Annotated in this window: 14 protein-coding genes and 1 pseudogene; 13 read left to right on the top strand and 2 right to left on the bottom strand. The window is 62.5% G+C overall.

Annotated features, from left to right (window positions below; genetic code table 11):
* Positions 1 to 3: 3 nt before the first annotated feature.
* Together ACXAEK_RS22340 and ACXAEK_RS22345 are read right to left on the bottom strand one after the other, a co-directional pair.
* Positions 4 to 423 carry a hypothetical protein gene (locus ACXAEK_RS22340; RefSeq protein WP_475045487.1) on the bottom strand — a complete coding sequence of 140 codons (420 nt, stop codon included), beginning with the start codon at positions 421 to 423 and terminating at the stop codon, positions 4 to 6.
* A gap of 65 nt (positions 424 to 488) precedes the next feature.
* On the bottom strand, positions 489 to 1,334 hold the full coding sequence (locus ACXAEK_RS22345) for a hypothetical protein (protein ID WP_475045488.1): 846 nt from the start codon (positions 1,332 to 1,334) through the stop codon (positions 489 to 491).
* A 183-nt stretch (positions 1,335 to 1,517) separates the two neighbouring features.
* Here ACXAEK_RS22345 and tssA point away from each other — a divergent pair, with 183 nt between their 5' ends.
* The 13 genes and pseudogenes from tssA (at position 1,518) to ACXAEK_RS22410 (ending at position 18,896) form a co-directional block, all read left to right on the top strand.
* The gene (gene tssA / locus ACXAEK_RS22350; RefSeq protein WP_475045490.1) at positions 1,518 to 2,588 is read left to right on the top strand and encodes a type VI secretion system protein TssA; all 1,071 of its coding nucleotides are present in this window, start codon (positions 1,518 to 1,520) and stop codon (positions 2,586 to 2,588) included.
* A 71-nt stretch (positions 2,589 to 2,659) separates the two neighbouring features.
* Positions 2,660 to 3,175: a type VI secretion system contractile sheath small subunit gene (tssB, locus tag ACXAEK_RS22355; protein ID WP_027233793.1), complete on the top strand. Its 516-nt coding sequence runs from the start codon at positions 2,660 to 2,662 to the stop codon at positions 3,173 to 3,175.
* A 15-nt stretch (positions 3,176 to 3,190) separates the two neighbouring features.
* Positions 3,191 to 4,687, top strand: coding sequence for a type VI secretion system contractile sheath large subunit (gene tssC, locus ACXAEK_RS22360; protein ID WP_475045491.1), 1,497 nt, complete (start codon positions 3,191 to 3,193; stop codon positions 4,685 to 4,687).
* A 67-nt stretch (positions 4,688 to 4,754) separates the two neighbouring features.
* Positions 4,755 to 5,255 (top strand): Hcp family type VI secretion system effector, encoded by a 501-nt coding sequence (locus ACXAEK_RS22365; protein WP_174147908.1) that lies wholly within the window; start codon positions 4,755 to 4,757, stop codon positions 5,253 to 5,255.
* Positions 5,256 to 5,346: 91 nt separating this feature from the next.
* On the top strand, positions 5,347 to 6,150 hold the full coding sequence (locus ACXAEK_RS22370) for a type VI secretion system accessory protein TagJ (RefSeq protein ID WP_475045493.1): 804 nt from the start codon (positions 5,347 to 5,349) through the stop codon (positions 6,148 to 6,150).
* Positions 6,143 to 6,640 carry a type VI secretion system baseplate subunit TssE gene (gene tssE, locus ACXAEK_RS22375; RefSeq protein WP_475045494.1) on the top strand — a complete coding sequence of 166 codons (498 nt, stop codon included), beginning with the start codon at positions 6,143 to 6,145 and terminating at the stop codon, positions 6,638 to 6,640. The genes ACXAEK_RS22370 and tssE overlap by 8 nt, the downstream gene beginning before the upstream one ends.
* Positions 6,640 to 8,517: a type VI secretion system baseplate subunit TssF gene (tssF, locus tag ACXAEK_RS22380; protein ID WP_475045495.1), complete on the top strand. Its 1,878-nt coding sequence runs from the start codon at positions 6,640 to 6,642 to the stop codon at positions 8,515 to 8,517. Before tssE ends, tssF begins: the two co-directional genes overlap by 1 nt.
* On the top strand, positions 8,481 to 9,536 hold the full coding sequence (tssG, locus tag ACXAEK_RS22385) for a type VI secretion system baseplate subunit TssG (RefSeq protein ID WP_475045496.1): 1,056 nt from the start codon (positions 8,481 to 8,483) through the stop codon (positions 9,534 to 9,536). The genes tssF and tssG overlap by 37 nt, the downstream gene beginning before the upstream one ends.
* 1 nt (position 9,537) lies before the next feature.
* Positions 9,538 to 12,261, top strand: a complete 2,724-nt coding sequence (tssH, locus tag ACXAEK_RS22390) for a type VI secretion system ATPase TssH (RefSeq protein ID WP_475045498.1) — start codon at positions 9,538 to 9,540, stop codon at positions 12,259 to 12,261.
* Between the two features lie 35 nt (positions 12,262 to 12,296).
* Positions 12,297 to 13,544: a hypothetical protein gene (locus ACXAEK_RS22395; protein ID WP_475045499.1), complete on the top strand. Its 1,248-nt coding sequence runs from the start codon at positions 12,297 to 12,299 to the stop codon at positions 13,542 to 13,544.
* Positions 13,545 to 13,612: 68 nt separating this feature from the next.
* On the top strand, positions 13,613 to 14,467 hold the full coding sequence (locus ACXAEK_RS22400; RefSeq protein ID WP_475045500.1) for an ion transporter: 855 nt from the start codon (positions 13,613 to 13,615) through the stop codon (positions 14,465 to 14,467).
* Positions 14,460 to 14,957 (top strand): annotated as a pseudogene (gene tssB / locus ACXAEK_RS22405) (type VI secretion system contractile sheath small subunit); the annotation flags it as partial. The gene ACXAEK_RS22400 and the pseudogene tssB (ACXAEK_RS22405), both read left to right, overlap by 8 nt.
* A 384-nt stretch (positions 14,958 to 15,341) precedes the next feature.
* Positions 15,342 to 18,896, top strand: coding sequence for a type VI secretion system contractile sheath domain-containing protein (locus ACXAEK_RS22410; protein ID WP_475045557.1), 3,555 nt, complete (start codon positions 15,342 to 15,344; stop codon positions 18,894 to 18,896).
* Positions 18,897 to 18,952 lie beyond the last annotated feature (56 nt).

Below are 18,952 nucleotides of genomic sequence, written 5' to 3' on the forward strand. Positions count from 1 at the left end.
GGCTTATTTCACCAGCGGCGCGGCGGCGCGGGAGCCGAGCTCGAGGATTGGGAAACAGTCCATCTGCTCCTCGTTCTGAGGCTGGCAGGAGGTTATGTCGTGCAGCAGGATTTCCGAGATGTTGCTGCAGGCGGTCTCGGGGATTTCGAAGAGTTTCAGGGTGGTGCGCTGAACTGGCAGAGGGGCGGCGTCGATCGACAGCAGCCGGTCGATCACCCCCTGGCCGTCGAGGATGGCCAAGGACATCTCGAAGCCTTCGAAGCTCTTGCCGGTCTGGTTGCGAAACAGGAAGAAAGCGCGGCAGCCACCGGTTTCGATCTCCTCGGTCTTGTTCAGCTCGACCCGCAGCGGGCCGGTTTCCGCCGCGGCCGCGAGCGGCAGGAAAATCAGGGCGAGGGCAGTCAGCAGGGGTTTCAAGGGCATCACTGTCTCCGGGTTCCGGTGGGATGCCCAGCCCGCAACCGCTGCGGGCCGGGCTGTGTTCGGGGTCAGACCAGGGCGGTCAGGGCCTTTTCGATCCTGTCCATGGCGTCGCGGGCCGAATCCAGGTCGCGGCGTTTCAGGTGGCGGGCGGCCACATGCAGGGCGCGGCCCAGGCGGTCGCGGGCCTTGCCCGGGGCGCGGGCGACATTGGCCTGCAGGGATTGGGCGCGCTTTACCTGGGCGCCAAGTGAGCGCTGGTCCATCTCGCGCTGGCCGCGTTTCAGGGTTCTGGCCTCATCCTCGCGGTCCTTGCCGATGCGGGCGACAGCGCGTTCGATCACCACGATCATCGTCTCGGCCTCTTGCAGGCGGCCTTTGTTGATCAGGGCAACGGATTTGGCGAGGGCGCGTTTGAGTTTCAGTTCCAGCGGGCCGGGCGCCAGGGCGATGCGGGGCTGGATCCGTTTCAGGCGGCGTTTGAGCGGTGCGACGGCTTTCTTGTCGATACCCGAGGCTGAGATGTCGGCGGCGTTTTCCTCGGTCACCTGGCCGCCGGGTTTCTCCGGCTTGAGGCTGTCCAGCAGGTTGCCGCCGTCATCGTAGAACAGCACGTTAACCTTGGGCTTGTTGCGCTTGAGAAATTTTTTCAGCTCCGTGACCATGCGGGCGGGGGCGCTTTCGCAAGTCATTTCCATCTCGCCGGAGCGCACCACATAGGTGCCCCAGGCCATCGGCGGGCCGCCGCCTTCCTTCTTCATCGGATTGCGCAACGTCTCTGGCTTCTTGCCCGGCTGGATCATCAGCAGCGGGTCCTTTGAAGCGTCCAGACAGAAGGCGAAGCTCATCCGCTTCTTGGCCCCCTCGCGGACCATGGCTTTGACTTCCTTGCCGGAAATACGCTCAATACTCATTATTCACCTGTCTCAAAAAGGTGTGAAAACATTTGACTTTAGGATGCCGATAAGGCTCACTTGGGGTCAAGTTTTAGTTTGAGATTAAGGCCGTCTTAACCGTCAGAGCAGAAAAGGCGGGTGGGCAGCTTGACGTTACGTTAACGAAGCCGCAAACCGGAATAAAGCGGGGGGGCAACGATAATGGATCCTGCAGTATTGCTGCAATCCAAAGGGGACGGCGCACCCAGCGGCGAGAACCTTGAATACGACCCGGCCTTCACCGAGATGGAGCTGGCAGCCCAGCCGGGCGAGGAGTCGGTGGTGGGCGATGAGAAGATCGAAGCCACCGATCCCGATTACCGCGAAGTGCAGAAGAAAGCGCTGGAGGTGCTGGAGCGCAGCCACGACCTGCGCGCGGCTGTGTTCCTGGGCGATGCGCTGTTGCATTCGGAGGGGCTGCCGGGGTTTGCCGATGTGACCACCTATATCCGCGGCTGCCTGGAAGAGTTCTGGGAGACCTGCCATCCGGAGCTGGACGAGGACGACGGCGACCCGACGATGCGGATCAACGCGGTTCAGGATTTGTGCGGCCAGCCGGACGGAATGGCCGGGGCGTCGCCCTTGTACAGGTCGCTGCGCCGCGCGCCCTTGAGCGAGAGCCGCGGCTTTGGCCGCTTTTGCCTGCGCGACATCGAGATCGCCGAAGGGGTGATGACGGCGCCGGAGGACATGGAGCATGTCCCCGACAGCGCCACAATCGGGGCGGCGTTCCAGGACAGCGATCAGGAGACCGTTGCGGCGCGGCTGGCAGCGGTCAAGGCGGCGGAGGAAAATGTGCGGGCGATCTCTGCCGTGTTTGACGAGCAGACGCCGGGGCAGGGCCCGGATCTGAGCGCGCTGATCAAGCTTCTGCAGCAGATCGGCAAGCGGATCGGCACCTATGCCAATTTGAGCGCCGGGGATGATGCGGCGGAAGATGAGGCGGCAGAGGACAGCGCGGAGGAGGCCGGTGCCGCGACGCCGGCTGCTGGCGGGCGGGCGATGCCGTCTGCGCCGGGGGCAATCAATTCGCACGCGGATGTGTCCAACACGCTGGACCGCATCATCAGCTATTACCGGCGGGCGGAGCCGTCCAGCCCGCTGCCGATCCTGCTGGAGCGGTGCAAACGGCTGGTGGGGGCCGACTTCCTCACCATCATGAATGACATGGCGCCGCAGGGGGTGGAGAACGTCCACCTGATCGGCGGCATTGACGAAGACGACGACGACTGACGGACACGGGGGCATTCTGCGGCGGTACCTGCTGCGGATCCCGTGAAAGCAAGACGAGTAAGGAGACCTAGATGGCCGGAAGTTCACAGAAATTCATTGCACGCAACCGGGCCCCGAGGGTCCAGATCGAATATGACGTGGAGCTCTATGGCGCCGAGAAGAAGGTGCAGCTGCCCTTTGTGATGGGGGTGATGAGCGACCTGGTGGGCAAATCCGAAGTGGAGCAGCCCGCCGTTGCGGACCGCAAGTTCCTGGAAATCGACGTGGACAACTTCGATGACCGGATGAAGTCGATGGCGCCGCGCGCCGCCTTCACGGTGCCCAACACGCTGACCGGCGAAGGCAACCTGGCGGTCGATATCACCTTCGAGAGCATGGATGATTTCAAGCCCGCGGCGATTGCCGCCAAGGTGGAGCCGCTGCGCGAGCTGCTGGAAGCCCGCACACAGCTGTCGAACCTGATGACCTATATGGACGGCAAGACCGGCGCCGAGGATCTGATCTCCAAGATCATCCAGGACCCGAGCCTGCTGAAGACCCTGGCCGCGCAGCCGAAACCCGGCGGCGACGCCGAGAGCGAAGAATAAGAGCGGAGGACAAAGATGGCTGAAGAAGAACTCCAGGCGGAAGCCGCTGGTGGTGAAGCCGCCTTTGGCTCAACCGAATTTGCGAGCCTGCTGCAGAAGGAATTCCGTCCCAAATCGGACCAGGCCAAGACTGCGGTGGAAAGCGCGGTCAAGACCCTGGCCGAGCAGGCGCTGGCAAACTCTGCGCTGATTTCCGACGACGCGCTGCGCTCGATCGAGAGCATCGTTTCGGAGATCGACAAAAAACTGACAGAGCAGGTCAACCTGATCCTGCACAACGAGGATTTCCAGCAGCTGGAAAGCGCGTGGCGCGGGCTGCATTATCTGGTCAACAACACCGAGACCGATGAGCAGCTGAAAATCCGGGTGATGCCGATCACCAAGAAGGAAATGTCGAAGACCCTGAAGAAATTCAAGGGCACGGCATGGGACCAGTCACCGATCTTTAAAAAGATCTACACCGAGGAATTCAGCCAACTGGGCGGCGAGCCCTATGGCTCTTTGGTGGCGGACTACCACTTCGACCATTCGCCGCCGGATATCGAGCTGTTGGGTGAAATGTCCAAGATCGCAGCCGCAGCGCATGCGCCGCTGATCACCGGCGCTAAGCCAACCCTGTTCCAGATGGACAGCTGGGCGGAACTGTCGAACCCGCGCGATCTGACCAAGATCTTCCAGACTCCGGAATATGCCGCCTGGCGGTCCCTGCGGGACAGCGAGGATGCGAAATACGTGGGCCTTGCCATGCCGCGCTTCCTGGGGCGTCTGCCCTATGGCTCCAAGACCGACCCGGTTGAGGAGTTTGCGTTCGAGGAAGACACCGCAGGCGCCGGCAGCGAGAAATACGGCTGGGTCAACGCAGCCTACGGCATGGCGGTGAACATCACCCGTTCGTTCAAGATGTACGGCTGGTGCTCGCGCATCCGCGGCGTCGAAAGCGGCGGCACATTGGAGAATCTGCCCAGTCACACCTTCCCGACCACCGATGGCGGCGTCGATCAGAAATGCCCGACCGAGATTGCTATCGATGACCGGCGCGAGGCGGAGCTGGCGAAGAACGGCATGATGCCGCTGATCCACCGCAAGAACACCGATGTTGCGACCTTTATGGGGGCGCAGTCGCTGCACAAGCCGGCCGAATATGACGATCCGGATGCCACCGCCAACGCCAATCTGGGCGCGCGGCTGCCGTATCTGTTCGCCACATGCCGGTTCGCGCACTATCTGAAGTGCATGGTGCGGGACAAGGTCGGCTCGTTCAAAAGCCGTCAGGATATGGAATCCTGGCTGCAGGACTGGATCAACAACTATGTTGACTTCAACGCGGATATCTCCTCGGAGAACGAGAAGGCGCGCAAACCTCTGGCCGCGGCCGAAGTTGTTGTGGAAGAGGTCGAGGGCAACCCGGGGTATTACACCTCAAAATTCTTCCTGCGCCCGCATTACCAGCTGGAGGGGCTTTCCGTCTCGTTGCGTCTGGTATCGAAACTGCCCTCGGAAAAAGGAGGCTGATTACCCACTCTCCAGCCTCAAACCATCATAGTGCAGTAGAGTTCTTAATTTTTGAAAGGATAGCAAAATGGCTGCTAATATGTTCGTACAGATCTCGGACATCGAAGGCGATGCAACCGAAGAGAACCACAAGAAGTGGATCGTGGTTCAGTCGGCGAGCTGGAATGTCGAGCGCGCGGTCGAAATGACCGACCTGGGGTCGACCCAGCGGATGCACGCCAACTCGAACTTTGGCAAGATCGAGCTGACCTCGCAGATGGGCAAGGCGTCGAATGATCTGGCGCTGTCGGTTGCCAACGGCACCGTGCGCCCCGAGATCATCATGCACTGGTGCCGTTCGGGCGACAGCGCCAGCCAGGGCCTGCTGGTCTATTCGATCTGGAAGATGAAAGACGTGGTTGTCGACAGCTACTCGATCTCGGCCAGCGAAGACGGCATCCCGGAAGAGACCTGGTCGCTGGCCTATGCCGCGATTGAGCATGAGTACAAATCGACCAACCAGAAAACCGGCAAACTCACCACTGAAGGCACCTTCAAGTGGAACGTGCAGACCGGCAAGGTCGAGTAAACCATTTGGCTGGCCCCGGGTGTATTTCATGCCCGGGGTCCGTTTTTTCTGACGTATTTGCAGCATCCATCCCCGTTGCGGAGTAGGCCCCATGACCCCCGAAGAGCATCTGAAAGCTGGTGATCCCAAGGCGGCGCTGGAGGCGCTGCAAGCCAAGATCCGCGCGGATGCGAGCAATCCGAAACTGCGGGTGTTCCTGTTTCAGCTGCTGTGTGTGCTGGGCGACTGGAACCGGGCAATCGCGCAGCTGAAGGCAGCGGCGGGGCTGGATGAAGGCGCCACGGTGATGGCGCAAGCCTACCGCGAGGCGATCATCTGCGAGGTCTACCGCGAGAAGGTGTTCGCCGGTGAGAAGTCGCCGCTGATCCTGGGCGAGCCGGAGGAGTGGCTGGCGCATCTGATCGAGGCGCAGAAACTGCTGGCAACCGGCAACCCGAAGGAGGCCGCCGAACTGCGCGCCAAGGCTTTTGATGCGGCGCCGGCCAGCCCGGGCGAGGTGAACGGCAAGCGGTTCGAATGGATTGCCGATGCCGACATGCGGCTGGGCCCGGTGCTGGAGGCGGTGATCAACGGCAAATACTACTGGCTGCCGTTTTCAAAGATTGTCTCGTTCGAGGCGGAAGAGCCGAGCGACCTGCGTGATGCGGTCTGGACTGCCGGCACGCTGACCTTGGCGGGCGGCGGTGCGGTGGCGGCGATGATCCCGACCCGCTATCCGGGCAGCGAGAAGGCCGACGGGCTGTCGATGCTGGCGCGGGCCACCGTGTGGCAGGATGCCGGCGAGGAAACCTATACCGGTCTGGGCCAGCGGCTGCTGGCGATCGGCGATGAAGACATTGCCATCATGGACGTGCGCACACTCCGGATGGATGGGCACGGCGAAGAGAATGGCTGACAAGACACTGGCCGAGCGCCTGCAGCCGTCGCTGCTGGACCGGCTGACCGACAATGCACCCGGCGACCAGAAGGAAACCCGCGAGAGCCGGGTGATTGATCTGATGCGGCTGCGAGAAATCATTCAGCGCGATCTGTCCTGGCTTTTGAACACCCAGAATGTCGAAAGCCATTTCGACGCAGAACGATACCCGGCGGTCTCGGCTTCGGTGCTGAACTACGGGCTAGTTGAGGTGGCGGGCGAAGCCTCGACCTCCGAGAAAGCAGAGGCGATCCGGCGGTCGATCAAGCAGGCGATTGCCACCTATGAGCCGCGGATTATCGAAGGCTCTGTCGATGTGCGGCTGCAGGATGGCACCGACGCGACCGAGATGACCGTGGGGCTGGAGATCCGAGCCGATATGTGGGCGCAGCCGATGCCGCTGGAGCTCTATTTGCGCAGCAAGGTTGATTTGACCACCGGCGAAGTGGAAATGGAAAGGGCCATGTGATGGATACACGGCTGCTGATCCACTATGAGAATGAGCTGAACTACTTGCGCGATATGGGCGCGGAGTTTGCTGCCGCCTATCCCAAGATTGCGGCACGGCTGGGCATGGAAGGGGTTGAGGTTCTTGACCCTTATGTGGAGCGGCTGCTGGAAGGCGCCGCCTTTCTGACTGCACGGGTGCAGCTGGAATTGGAGCTGCAGTATCCGAATTTCACCTCGAACCTGCTGGAGATCATCTATCCGCACTACCTGGCGCCGACGCCGTCAATGATGATCGCGGCGTTTGAGCCGGATGTGGCGAACTCGGCGGTGAAAAGCGGCTATGTGCTGAAGCGCGGATCGACGCTGCGGTCGCGGCTGACCGAGGGCGAGCAGACGCCGTGCGAGTTCCGCACCTCTGCCGATCTGACCATGTGGCCGATCGAGATCGCCGAGGCGCAGTACATCGACGGCCGCGGCGAGCTGGTGGCGGCGGGGGTTGCTACCGGATATGACGCGCGGGCGGGGATCCGTCTGCGGATCAAGCGGATCGACGGCGACCCGATCAGCAAGCTGGAGATGGACAAGCTGTCACTGTACCTGACCGGCGAGGCGGGCAACAGCTGGCCGCTGCTGGAACTTCTGTGCACGCAGGTGCAAGGGATCGTGGCGCGCTCCACTGACCGGCGGGCGGACTGGCAGCTGCCCTTGCGCGGCGCCAAGGTGGTGCAGAAGGGGTTCAGCCCGGAGGAAGCACTGCTGCCGCTGCCGCGCCGGGTTTACGACGGCTACCGGCTGCTGCAGGAATATTTCGCGATGCCGGAACGGTTCCGCTTTGTCGAGCTGCAGGGGTTGGCTGCGGGTTTGCAAAGGGCCGAGGGCAATGAAGTTGACCTCTATATCCTGCTGCGCGAGGGGATGCCGGAGATCGCGCCGATCGTGGTGCCAGAGGTGTTCAAGCTGAACGCGGTGCCGGCTGTGAACCTGTTCGAGAAACGCTGCGACCGCGTGCGGATTTCGCCGATTGATACCGAGCATCATGTGATCCCGAACCGCACCGCGGGCCTCGATTTTGAAATCTACGCGCTGCAAAGCGTGACCGGGATCAGCGGCGAGGGGGAGGAAGACGTGGTCTTCCGTCCGTTCTATTCTGCCAATGATTTCACTGCCGCGGGTGAAAGCCACCCTGCCTATTACACGGTCAAGCGGCGGATGCGGCAGCGGTCGGAAAAGGAACGCTTGCGCGGGGTGCGCAGCTCCTACCTGGGATCGGAGGTGTTCCTGACCCTGGTTGACCGGGCGCAGGCACCGTATTCGGCGGGGCTGGAGCAGCTGGCGGTCAAGGCGCTGTGCACCAACCGCGATCTGCCGATGCTGCTGGCCACCGGCAATGACGACGTCTTCCACCTGCCCGAAGGCGGCCCGGTGAGCAAGGTGACGCTGCCGGTTTCCCCCACCCGCCCGCATCCGACGCTGGCGCAGGGCGACACTGCCTGGCGGCTGATCTCGCATCTGAGCCTGAACTATGTTTCGATTGCCGAGACCGGCAAGGGCCAGTCGGCGGAGGCGCTGCGTGAGCTGGTCGGGCTCTATGCACCCTTGGGCGACCGGGTGACGGAAAAGCAGCTGGAAGGCATCCTGTCTGTCGGTGCCCGGCCCATCGTGCGGCGGATGAGCGATGAGGTGCTGTCCACCGCGGTGCGGGGGCTGGAGATCACCCTGGGCTTTGACGAGAGCTACTTCGAGGGCAGCAATATCTATGCGCTGGGGGCCGTGCTGGAGCGGTTCTTCCGCGGCTATGCCAGTATCAACTCGTTCACGGAGACCGTCCTGAAAACCGAAAAACGCGGGGAAATTGCCAGATGGCGACCGGAAAAGGGCCTCGGCCGGATGATCTGAGCCTCTATGGCCGGCTGGCCATGGACCCTGAAAAGCACCATGTTTTTCAGGCCCTGAGGGTATTGGAGGCGCATTTCGATGATGCCCCGCGCCTAGGCGAAAGCCGCCGCCCGCGGCAGGACCGGCTGCGGTTGGGGCAGGAGGCCGAACTGGCGTTCCCGCCCTCGACCATTGCGGCGTTCAAACCGGCCGAGGGGGGCAAGCCGGCGGTGCTGACCAACCGGTTCTTCGGGCTGTTCGGGCCGCAAGGCCCGCTGCCGCTTCATCTGACCGAATACGCGCGCGACAGGAAGCGCAACCACCGCGACCCGACAATGGTGGCCTTTGCCGATATGCTGACGCACCGGCTGATGAGCCTGCTCTATCGCGCCTGGACGCAAGGTTCGCCCGCCGTCAGCTTTGACCGGGCGGATGATCCGATGGCGCGCAAGGTGTCCTCGCTGATCGGCTACAACGGCTTTAAATTTGGTGACCGGGACGACATGCCGGACCTGGCCAAGCTGCATTTCGCGGGCCATCTGGCAAAGGGGGCCAAGAATGCGGAGGGGCTGGTGTCGATCCTGTCGGCGTTTTTTGAAGTGCCCGTCAAACTGGAGGAATATATCGGCAGCTGGCTGGAGCTGGAGCCGGATGACCGCTGGCAGCTGGGCTATGGCGGGCTGGGGCAGACCACTAGCATCGGTGACAAGGTGTGGAGCCGCAGTGCGAAGTTCCGCATCCGCATCGGGCCACTGAAGCTGGAAGATTATGAACGGCTGCTGCCGGGCGGCGCGGCCTTGGACCGGCTGCGTGCCATTGTGCGGTCTTATGCCGGCGATGTGCTGGATTGGGACGTCAACCTGATTTTGGCGGGCGACGAGGTGCCGCGGGCATCCTTGGGCGGCACCACGCGGCTGGGGCATACCAGCTGGGTGCGCTCGCGCCCCGACCCGGATGCGGATCAGCCGGACGCGAGTGATTTGTACCTGTACCCGGGATTAGGCGCCGGGGCTGAAGAGCGAGTAGAGGGAGGGATTTGAAATGACCGAGATCAGCCGCGTGGCGCTGTTTGGCAAATTGAACAAGCTGGGGTACCAGGCCGTCGAAAGCGCAACGGTGTTCTGCAAAATGCGCGGGAACCCCTATGTGGAACTGGTGCATTGGATGCATCAGCTCTTGGCGCAGCAGGACAGCGACATGCACCGGATCATCCAGCATTATGATCTGGATGCGGGCAAGATTGCGACCGAGCTGACCCGTGCTTTGGACATGCTGCCACGCGGGGCGTCGACGATCTCGGATCTGTCAGACCATCTGATGGACGCGATGGAACGGGGCTGGGTCTGGGGCTCGCTGCTCTATTCCTCCTCCCAGGTGCGCAGCGGCCATCTGCTGTTGGGGATGCTGAAGACGCCTGCGCTGCGCAACATCCTGTCAAACATGTCGCCGGAGCTGGCGAAGATTGGGGCTGATGATCTGGCCGATAACTTCCACGAGGCCACCGATGGCTCGCCTGAGGAAAAGCTGGGCGCGCAGGACGGTTCCAATGTGACCGGCGGCGGGGCGGAACCGGGCGAGGCGTCCGGTTCGATGGCGCCGGGCGCGATGGGCAAGGGCGAGGCGCTGGAGCAGTTTTGCACCGACCTGACCGAACAGGCCCGCAACGGCGAGATCGACCCGATCGTGGGCCGGGATGAGGAAATCCGCCAGATCGTCGACATCCTGATGCGCCGCAGGCAGAACAACCCGATCCTGACCGGTGAGGCAGGCGTCGGCAAGACTGCGGTGGTCGAAGGTTTTGCCCTGCGGATCGCGCGCGGCGACGTGCCGCCTGCGCTGAAGGATGTGCGTCTGCTGGTATTGGACGTGGGCCTGCTGCAGGCGGGTGCCAGCATGAAGGGCGAGTTTGAAAACCGCCTGCGCCAGGTGATCGACGAGGTGCAGGCGAGCCCGACGCCGATTGTGATGTTCGTGGACGAAACCCACACGCTGGTGGGTGCTGGCGGTGCGGCTGGCACCGGCGACGCGGCCAACCTGCTGAAACCGGCGCTGGCGCGCGGCACCCTGCGCACCATCGGCGCCACCACCTGGGCCGAATACAAGAAGTACATCGAGAAGGACCCGGCGCTGACCCGCCGCTTCCAGGTGGTCAAGGTCGATGAGCCGGATATCCCGAAGGCGATCCTAATGATGCGCGGCATTGCCTCGATGCTGGAAAACCACCATCGGGTGCAGGTGCTGGATGAGGGGATCGAGGCGGCAGTCAGCCTCTCGGCCCGCTATATCCCGGCGCGGCAGCTGCCCGACAAGTCGGTAAGCCTTTTGGATACCGCCTGTGCCCGCGTGGCGGTGAGCCAGCACGCGGTGCCGGCTGAGGTCGACGACAGCCAGCGCCGGATCGAGGCGCTGACCACCGAGCTTGAGATCATCGGCCGCGACGAGACTGCAGGGTATGAGGTTGCCGACAGGCGTGAGGCGGTTGAGGCCGCCAAGGCTGCAGAGGAGGAACGGCTGGCCGGGCTGACCGAGCGCTGGGACAAGGAAAAGGCGGTTGTCGAAGGCATCTTGGAACTGCGCTCCAAGCTGCGAGAGGGGGCCGCGCCCGTGGATGCTGCTCCGGATGCTGGGGACGACGCTGCGGAGGGCGCCTCTGACAGCCCGCTGTCGGATGAAGAGCGCGCCAAGCTGATGCAGGAGCTGAAGGACAAGAACGCGGAGCTGGAAACGCTGCAGGGCGACAGCGCGCTGATCCTGCCGATTGTCGACCATCAGGCGGTGGCCTCGGTTGTCGGTGACTGGACCGGTATCCCGGTGGGCCGCATGGTCAAGGACGAGATCGAGACCATCCTGAACCTGGAAGAGCGGCTGGCGCAGCGGGTGATCGGCCAGGATCACGCGATGAAGATGATCGCAAAGCGGATCCAGACCAGCCGCGCCGGGCTTGATAATCCGAACAAGCCGATTGGCGTGTTCATGCTGGCGGGCACCTCCGGCGTGGGTAAGACCGAAACCGCGCTGGCGCTGGCAGAGGTGCTGTATGGCGGGGAACAGAACGTCATCACCATCAATATGTCGGAGTACCAGGAAGCCCATACCGTCAGCTCACTGAAAGGCGCGCCTCCGGGTTATGTCGGCTATGGCGAGGGCGGGGTGCTGACCGAGGCGGTGCGGCGCAAGCCCTATTCGGTGGTGCTGCTGGATGAGGTCGAGAAGGCGCATCCGGATGTCCATGAGATCTTTTTCCAGGTGTTCGACAAAGGCGTGATGGAAGACGGCGAGGGCCGCATCATCGACTTCAAGAACACGCTGATCCTGCTGACCTCCAATGTCGGCACCGAGACCATCATGGACCTGTGTTCCGACCCCGAGCTGATGCCGGACCCGGAGGGCATGGCGAAAGCGATCCGCGATCCGCTGCTGAAAGTCTTCCCGCCGGCGCTGCTGGGGCGTCTGGTGGCGATCCCGTACTATCCGCTCAGCCCGGAGATGATCGGCGAGATCACCAAGCTGCAGCTGGGCCGCATCCAGAAACGGGTGCAGGAGGCGCATGGGGTGCCGTTTGAATACACCGGGGCCGTGGTCGAGGAGATTGTCAACCGCTGTCAGGAACTGGACAGCGGCGGGCGGATGATCGACGCGATTGTCACCAACACCATGCTGCCGGAGATTTCAAACGAATTCCTGCGCCGGCTTATGGAAGGCGCGGAAGTCGAAAAAGTCGCGATCGGTGTCAATGACGGGGAGTTCACATACGCCTTTGATTGATCGCGACCAAGCGTAAACAGTGGGAAGGAAATCTGATGGTTAAACACGTTGTCATGGACATGAAGAACGTCGACATAAAGGCGTCGGGGCTGGAGATGGTTGATCCGCCCAAACTGTCCTTCAAGGTTGTGGTCGAGCTGGACAAGAAGATGGAGAAGGGGGTCGAGAAAGACCCGCTTTTGCAGCAGGAATTCCACGCAGGCGCCAGTGAGGTTTTCGATCAAACTCGCGAGACCATCGAGAAGAAGTGCAAGGTGTTCGACAAGGCCTTTGTGGAAATGGCCAATAAGGGCGCCGACAAGAAAACGATGGAAAAGCAGCTGAAAGGGCTGAACGACGCCATCAAGAACGACATCAAGGTCGGCGAGAAGGCGGCGGAGCTGGCAGCGCAGAAGGCCTGGAGCAATCTTCAAAAGAAAAAGAAGGAATGGTCCAAGTTCAAGATCAAGGTGGGCGTGTCCATCGCAGGCACGCTGGCCGGTCTGGCGGTGAGCATCGCAGCGATGGCGACCTCGCCGTTTTCAGGCGGTGCTGGGGCGGCATTTGGCATTATCGGCCTGATCAAGTCCGGCGTCACGCTGGCCAAGGATATCGGCAAGCTGGCGATCAACATCGACCAGTCCAAGACCATCCTGGTGAAGAACCTCGCTGTGGTGGAAAAGGCGGCATCAAACAAGGCGCTGAATGCCACAAACGAGGTGTCTGCGGCGGTGTTTCAGGAGTTCCTGGGCATTTCGCAGCCCTCGGTAAAGACGGTGGAGGATGCGGCGGATACGCTGAAGGCGAAATATGCCCAGATGGTCGTCAAAATGCATGACCTGTCGAAGAACCTGAACAAGATCCTGAAGGAACAGGACAAGTTGAAGAAGGAATTCCTGGCCGAGGTCGGCAAGAAGCTGAAGAAGCACCCGGTCAAGGACAAGAAGACGCAGCTGGTGATGATCAGCAAGGCGCTGGATACAGCTTTGGCCAAGAACTACGCCGAGGTTCAGAACGCCATCGATAAGATCCAAATCATGTATGCCGATGCCCGCGGCTGGGCCAACAATATCAAGGACCTGATGAAGCGGGTGAAGGCGCTGACGATCAAGGATCCGAAGGCGCTGAAAGTGTTCCGCGAGGCGTTAAAATTCGCCGCACTGGCAACTGCGCCGATCGATGGCAACTCAATTGCCACCGGCGCCAAGGACCTGGCCCTGGGCGTGGGCGGCGCAGTGGGCGGCTATGCCTATGACAAGATCACCAGCAAGGTGCTGGACGGGACCGTGTTCGACGCGGCCTGAGCTCGAAATCTCTGCCGGGCGCTGCGGGGCGCCTGGCGGATCTGACGAAGACCAAGTGGAGTGAAACCTTGGACAGCAGCACGCAAGGCGGAGTGACCCTCCAGGACCGTGCCCGGGCGTTTGTGGAACGCAAAGCGGTGACCAATGCCATTCTCGGCATTATCATCTTTAACGCGATTACGCTGGGGCTGGGCACATCAGCTGCTGTGCAGGCCCATGCGGGCGGTCTGCTGGATGTGATCGATCGTCTCGTGCTGGCGGTCTTTGTGCTGGAGCTGGCGCTCAAGCTGTTTGCCTACGGGCTGCGGTTTTTCTCGTCGGCCTGGAATATCTTTGATCTGGTTGTGGTGTCTTTCGGCCTGTTCCCGGCCAATGAAGGCCTGTCGGCGCTGCGCGGCCTGCGGGTGGTGCGGGCGTTGCGGCTGCTGTCGGTCATTCCGCAAATGCGCGCCGTGGTGCAGGCTCTGCTGGATGCGCTGCCGGGCATGGGTGCGGTGATCGTGATGATCTCCATCGTGTTTTATGTCTTTGGCGTGATGGCAACGATGATGTACGGGCAGGTATTTGACGAATGGTTCGGCACGCTGGGCCGGTCGCTCTATTCGCTGTTCCAGATCATGACACTGGAAAGCTGGTCGATGGGCATCGTGCGCCCGGTGATGGAAGAGTTCCCCCTGGCCTGGTCGTTCTTTGTGCCCTTCATCGTGATCACCGCCTTCTCAGTTCTGAACCTGTTCATCGGCCTTTTGGTCAACACCATGCAGTCTGCGGTGGAGGCAGACCAGGAGGCGGAGTTTGAAAAGCTGCGCGATCTGGTGAAATCGGAAACGGATGTGGTGGATGAGCATGTCCGGGAGATGCATGAGGAGATCAAGGCGTTGCGGGCTGAGCTGGCCGAGTTGAAAGGGCAGGGCAATGGCTGACAGCTCTCAGAAGTTTATCGCCCGCAACCGGGCGCCAAGGGTGCAGATTGAATATGACGTGGAGCTATACGGCGCCGAGAAGAAGGTGCAGCTGCCCTTTGTGATGGGGGTGATGAGCGATCTGGTTGGCAAATCCACGGTCGAGCAGCCCGCGGTGGCCGACCGCAAGTTCCTGGAGATCGACGTCGACAATTTCGACGAACGCATGAAGGGCCTGGCCCCGCGGGCGGCCTTCACGGTGCCCAACACGCTGACCGGCGAGGGCAATCTGGCGGTGGATCTGACGTTTGAGAGCATGGCGGATTTCGCGCCCGGTGCGATTGCCGCCAAGGTAGATGCGCTGCGCCCGCTGCTGGAGGCGCGCACCCAGCTGCAGAACCTGATGGCCTATATGGACGGCAAGACCGGGGCCGAGACGCTGATCGAGACGATCCTGAACGACCCGTCGCTGCTGGCGGCGGTGTCGGCACCTACGGCGGACGCGGACAGTGCAGCGGCGCTGGACAGCCTGCGCAATCTGGAGTTGCCGAAGGAAGAAGCGGACACCACGAGTGATGTTCTGGAAGGCCTCGCGGCGCAGGCGCCGGAGGAGACAGCCGCTGAGGACACCGCGAACGGTGTTCTGGATGCATTGCGCGAGGCGGCGCCTGAGGAGCAGGCAGAGGAGGATACGTCGGCAGATGTGCTGGAAGGGTTGCGCTCTGCCGTGCCGGAAGTTGCGGCGCCGCAACCCACCTCCGCGGATGTGCTCGCGGGTCTGAGTGCGGCGGCACCTGAGGACACAGACCTGTCGGATGAGGCCGCGGATGCCCTGGCGTCGCTGGCTGCGGCTGAGGTTCAGGAGACTGTTGAGGAAGACACCTCCGCTGCGGTGATGGAGGGGCTTGCCGCCCAAGCGCCGCAGGAGACCGAAACGGAAGATGCCTCCGGCAGCGTGCTGGGCGGGTTGCGGGCGGCGGAGCCTGCAGAGGAAGTGGCGGATGATGGTTCGGCGGATGTGCTGGCGGGCTTGAGCGCCGCGGCACCGGACGAAGAAGACCCGGCCGATGAAGCCGGCGAGGCGCTGGCCGCACTGGCGGGCGTTGAAGTTCCGGAAGCTGCAGAGAAAGATCAGACGGGCGCTGTCTTGGAAGGATTGGCGCAGGCGGAAACCCTTGCGGAGGAAGAAGACACTTCGGGCGATGTGCTCGCCGGGCTGGCGGCGCAGGAAGTGGAAGCGGCCGCGGAAGAAGATACCGCGGATGCGGCGCTGGAGAGCCTTGCGGCGGTTGAGGTGAGCGAGGCGGAAGAAGAGGATCACTCTGGCGTTCTGGATGCCTTGGCGGACCTGGAAGTGCCGGAGGCAGAGGATGCCGCCACAGGCGATGCGCTTGAAAGCCTGGCTTCTGTCGAGATTGAGGAGGCCGTGGAAGAGGACCACTCCGGCGTCTTGGGTGATTTGGCAGAGGCTGCTGTGGGGGAGGTTGAAGACACCGCGGCGGATGACGCTCTGGAAAGCCTGGCCGCTGCTGAAGTTGAAGAGCCGGATTCGGAAGACCACTCGGATATTCTCGAGGGATTGGCCGGGCTGGAGCCGGATGCCACCGACGACGAAGATTTTTCCGGCGCTGCGTTGGAGAGCCTGGCGGGGGCCGCGGTGCAGGAGGCTGAAGACGGTGAAGACTTGGAGGATGCACTGGAGAGCCTGGTTGGTGTTGAGCTTGAGGACGCGGGAGAGGATGGCGCGGAGGATATTCTTGAGGGCTTGCTGGACGCTGCGCCGGAAGACGAAGGTGAAGACAGCGGGCTGGAGGATCTGCTTGCGGACCTGGACAGTGATGCGCCGGAAGATGATGCCGAAGATGAGTCCGTTGAGGTGCCGGCAGGCCTTGCCGAGGCTGGCAGCACGGAGGATGCGGACAGCGGTGACGAGGATCTGGACACGCTGTTCGCCGGCGGGCCGGATGAGGAGAACGATCTGGATAGCCTGCTGGGCGGTCTGGATGCAGAGGAGGAGACTGCGGACGGCTCTGATACGCTGTTGAGCGCCTTGGGGGAGGAAACAGCAGTTGAGGGCGGGGCAGACAGCACCTTGGATGATCTTCTCGGCGGTTTGGACGCGGAGAAAGAGGACGAAGACTCTGATCTGGATGCGCTTTTGGCAGATGAGGAGGCCGCCGAAGAAGACGGTGGTGACGATCTCGATGCGCTGTTGGGCGGTCTGGAGGACAACGTCAGCGGCGGGGCCGGGGACGCTGGCGAGGATGATCTGGACGCGCTTCTTGGCGGGTTGGATGAGGACGCGGACGAGGAGGACGCTAGCCTGGATGACCTGCTAGGCGATCTGGGCAGCGATGAGGAAGAAGACGGCGATCTGGACAGCCTGCTGGCAGGTCTTGGCGAAGAGGTGGAGGCCGAAGCGGCAGAGGAGGCGGACAGCGCCGAAGATGATCTCGACGCGCTGCTGGGCGGGCTGGGGGACGCGGATGCGGATCTGGACAGCCTGATGGGCGGTGACGGCGGGGATTTGGACCTGGACGAACTGCTTGGCGATCTTGGCGGAGACGACGAGGATACCGCTGAGGCAGGCGGCGGCGATCTGGATGCGCTCCTGGGAGATTTGGACGAGGGAGGCGATGAGCCTGCAGCGGCGGCAGCGGCCGAAGCCTCAGACGAGCCGGAGTTTGCCTATGGCACCATGAGCGCGGAGCGGCCCGAGCCGCAAAAGCTGGAGCGCAAGCGGTTCCGGATTGCTGTCCTGGGCGATTTTTCGGGCCGCGCGGCCAAAGGGCAGATCGAGACTGGCGATGCGCTGGCGGCGCGCAAGGCGGTGCTGCTGGATCCGGACACGGTTGAGGATGTGATCGAGAGCTTTACCACCGAGCTGGTGCTGCCGATCGGCAAGGATGGTGCGGGCATTGCGGTCAAGCTGGAGGATCTGGACGGGCTGCATCCGGATGAGCTGTATGAAAACGTGGAATTGTTTGCCGAGCTGGTCGGCCTGCGCAAGCAGCTGCAGAGCGGCGCGACCGCGGATCATGCGGCGAAATCGCTGAAGGCCTGGGCGGAGAAATTCGGCACCAAGGCCCGGGCACCGAAGCGGACTTCAGCTGGGAATTCGGTGCCGGCGGACAAGCGGCTGAGTGCGTTTCAGCAGTTGATCGGGGATGCCGGCATTAGCCCCCGCCCGGCCACGCCGGTGGAGGACCTGCTGGCACGCGTCGTCGGGCCGCATATCCGGGCGCTGCCGGATCCGGATGTCACCGCGATGCAAAAGGCGGTGGACGAGGCGCTGTCCGATGCGATGCGGCTGGTGCTGCATCACCCGGAATTCCAATCGGTCGAGGCGCAATGGCGCTCGATTGACTTGATGGCGCGCTCGATTGAGGCGGACGATACGCTGGATGTGATGCTGTATGACATCTCGGCAGAGGAGCTGGCAGCGGATCTGGCGGCCGAAGACGACCTGTCCAAGACCGGTTTCGTGCGGCTGTTGACCGAGGAACCCCTGGACGAGGAGAGCGGGCGCGGCGGCTATTCGGCGCTGATCGGGATGTATCAGTTTGAGGAGACCCCGCCGCATGCCGAATTGCTGGGCCGGATCGCGCGGGTGGCGGCGCATGTGGACGCGCCTTTCTTTGCCTCCATTTCGCCGGAGTTCCTGAAAACGCCCAAGGCGGAGCGGCCCAAGCTGGTGACGGAGGCCTGGGACACGCTTCAGGGCATGGCGGAGGCAGGCCATCTGGGGCTGGCCAGCCCGCGGTTCCTGCTGCGCCGGCCTTATGGCGAAAAAACCGATCCCTGCTATGAGTTTGATTTCGAGGAGTTTACCGAAACGGAAGGCCTGAAGGGTATGCTTTGGGCCAATCCGGTGGTGCTGGTGGCGATCCTGCTGGGGCGGTCGTTCACGGAACACGGGCCGTCGCTGCAGTTGGGTAAAATTATGTCCCTGGGTGGGATGCCCTATCATTATGTGAACGACAAGTTCGGCGACCAGGTGGCGCTGCCCTGCACCGAGCGCAACATCGATCTGGACAAGATCGCGCTGGCGCAGGAACGCGGGTTCATGGCGGTGAGTGCGGTCAAGGGGCGGGACGAGGTGCGGCTCACGTCCTTCAACTCCCTTAAGGGCAGCGAGATCCTGGGGCCCTGGACCGGGTTGCCGGCGCCGGAGCCCTCGCCCCCGGACCCGCGCGGGTTGCCTAAACCCAAACCGCCTGCGGCGGGTGGCGAAGAGGACGAAGACCTGAATCTTGATTTGGATTCGGGCAGAGACGATGAGGACGATCTCGGCCTGGATGATCTGGATTTCGAAGGCGATGGCGGGGAGGACGATGGCCTTGGAGATCTGGACGATTTGTTGTCGTCGTTTGGGGATGATGACGACAGCGGTGATGGGGATGATGATGAAATGGATGCGGACCTCGCCGCGCTTTTGGATGATTTGTGATGCGAATGTTTGAGAACACTGCCGGCGATTACCGGCCCCGTTCCCGTCGCGGAAAG

This window comes from Leisingera sp. ABM4_101, from assembly GCF_056158725.1.

Coding starts and splice junctions, on each gene's coding strand:
- ACXAEK_RS22340 (WP_475045487.1), bottom strand. CDS start 423: ATGCCCTTGAAACCCCTGCTGACTGCCCTCGCCCTGATTTTCCTGCCG.
- ACXAEK_RS22345 (WP_475045488.1), bottom strand. CDS start 1,334: ATGAGTATTGAGCGTATTTCCGGCAAGGAAGTCAAAGCCATGGTCCGC.
- tssA (WP_475045490.1), top strand. CDS start 1,518: ATGGATCCTGCAGTATTGCTGCAATCCAAAGGGGACGGCGCACCCAGC.
- tssB (WP_027233793.1), top strand. CDS start 2,660: ATGGCCGGAAGTTCACAGAAATTCATTGCACGCAACCGGGCCCCGAGG.
- tssC (WP_475045491.1), top strand. CDS start 3,191: ATGGCTGAAGAAGAACTCCAGGCGGAAGCCGCTGGTGGTGAAGCCGCC.
- ACXAEK_RS22365 (WP_174147908.1), top strand. CDS start 4,755: ATGGCTGCTAATATGTTCGTACAGATCTCGGACATCGAAGGCGATGCA.
- ACXAEK_RS22370 (WP_475045493.1), top strand. CDS start 5,347: ATGACCCCCGAAGAGCATCTGAAAGCTGGTGATCCCAAGGCGGCGCTG.
- tssE (WP_475045494.1), top strand. CDS start 6,143: ATGGCTGACAAGACACTGGCCGAGCGCCTGCAGCCGTCGCTGCTGGAC.
- tssF (WP_475045495.1), top strand. CDS start 6,640: ATGGATACACGGCTGCTGATCCACTATGAGAATGAGCTGAACTACTTG.
- tssG (WP_475045496.1), top strand. CDS start 8,481: ATGGCGACCGGAAAAGGGCCTCGGCCGGATGATCTGAGCCTCTATGGC.
- tssH (WP_475045498.1), top strand. CDS start 9,538: ATGACCGAGATCAGCCGCGTGGCGCTGTTTGGCAAATTGAACAAGCTG.
- ACXAEK_RS22395 (WP_475045499.1), top strand. CDS start 12,297: ATGGTTAAACACGTTGTCATGGACATGAAGAACGTCGACATAAAGGCG.
- ACXAEK_RS22410 (WP_475045557.1), top strand. CDS start 15,342: ATGGAGGGGCTTGCCGCCCAAGCGCCGCAGGAGACCGAAACGGAAGAT.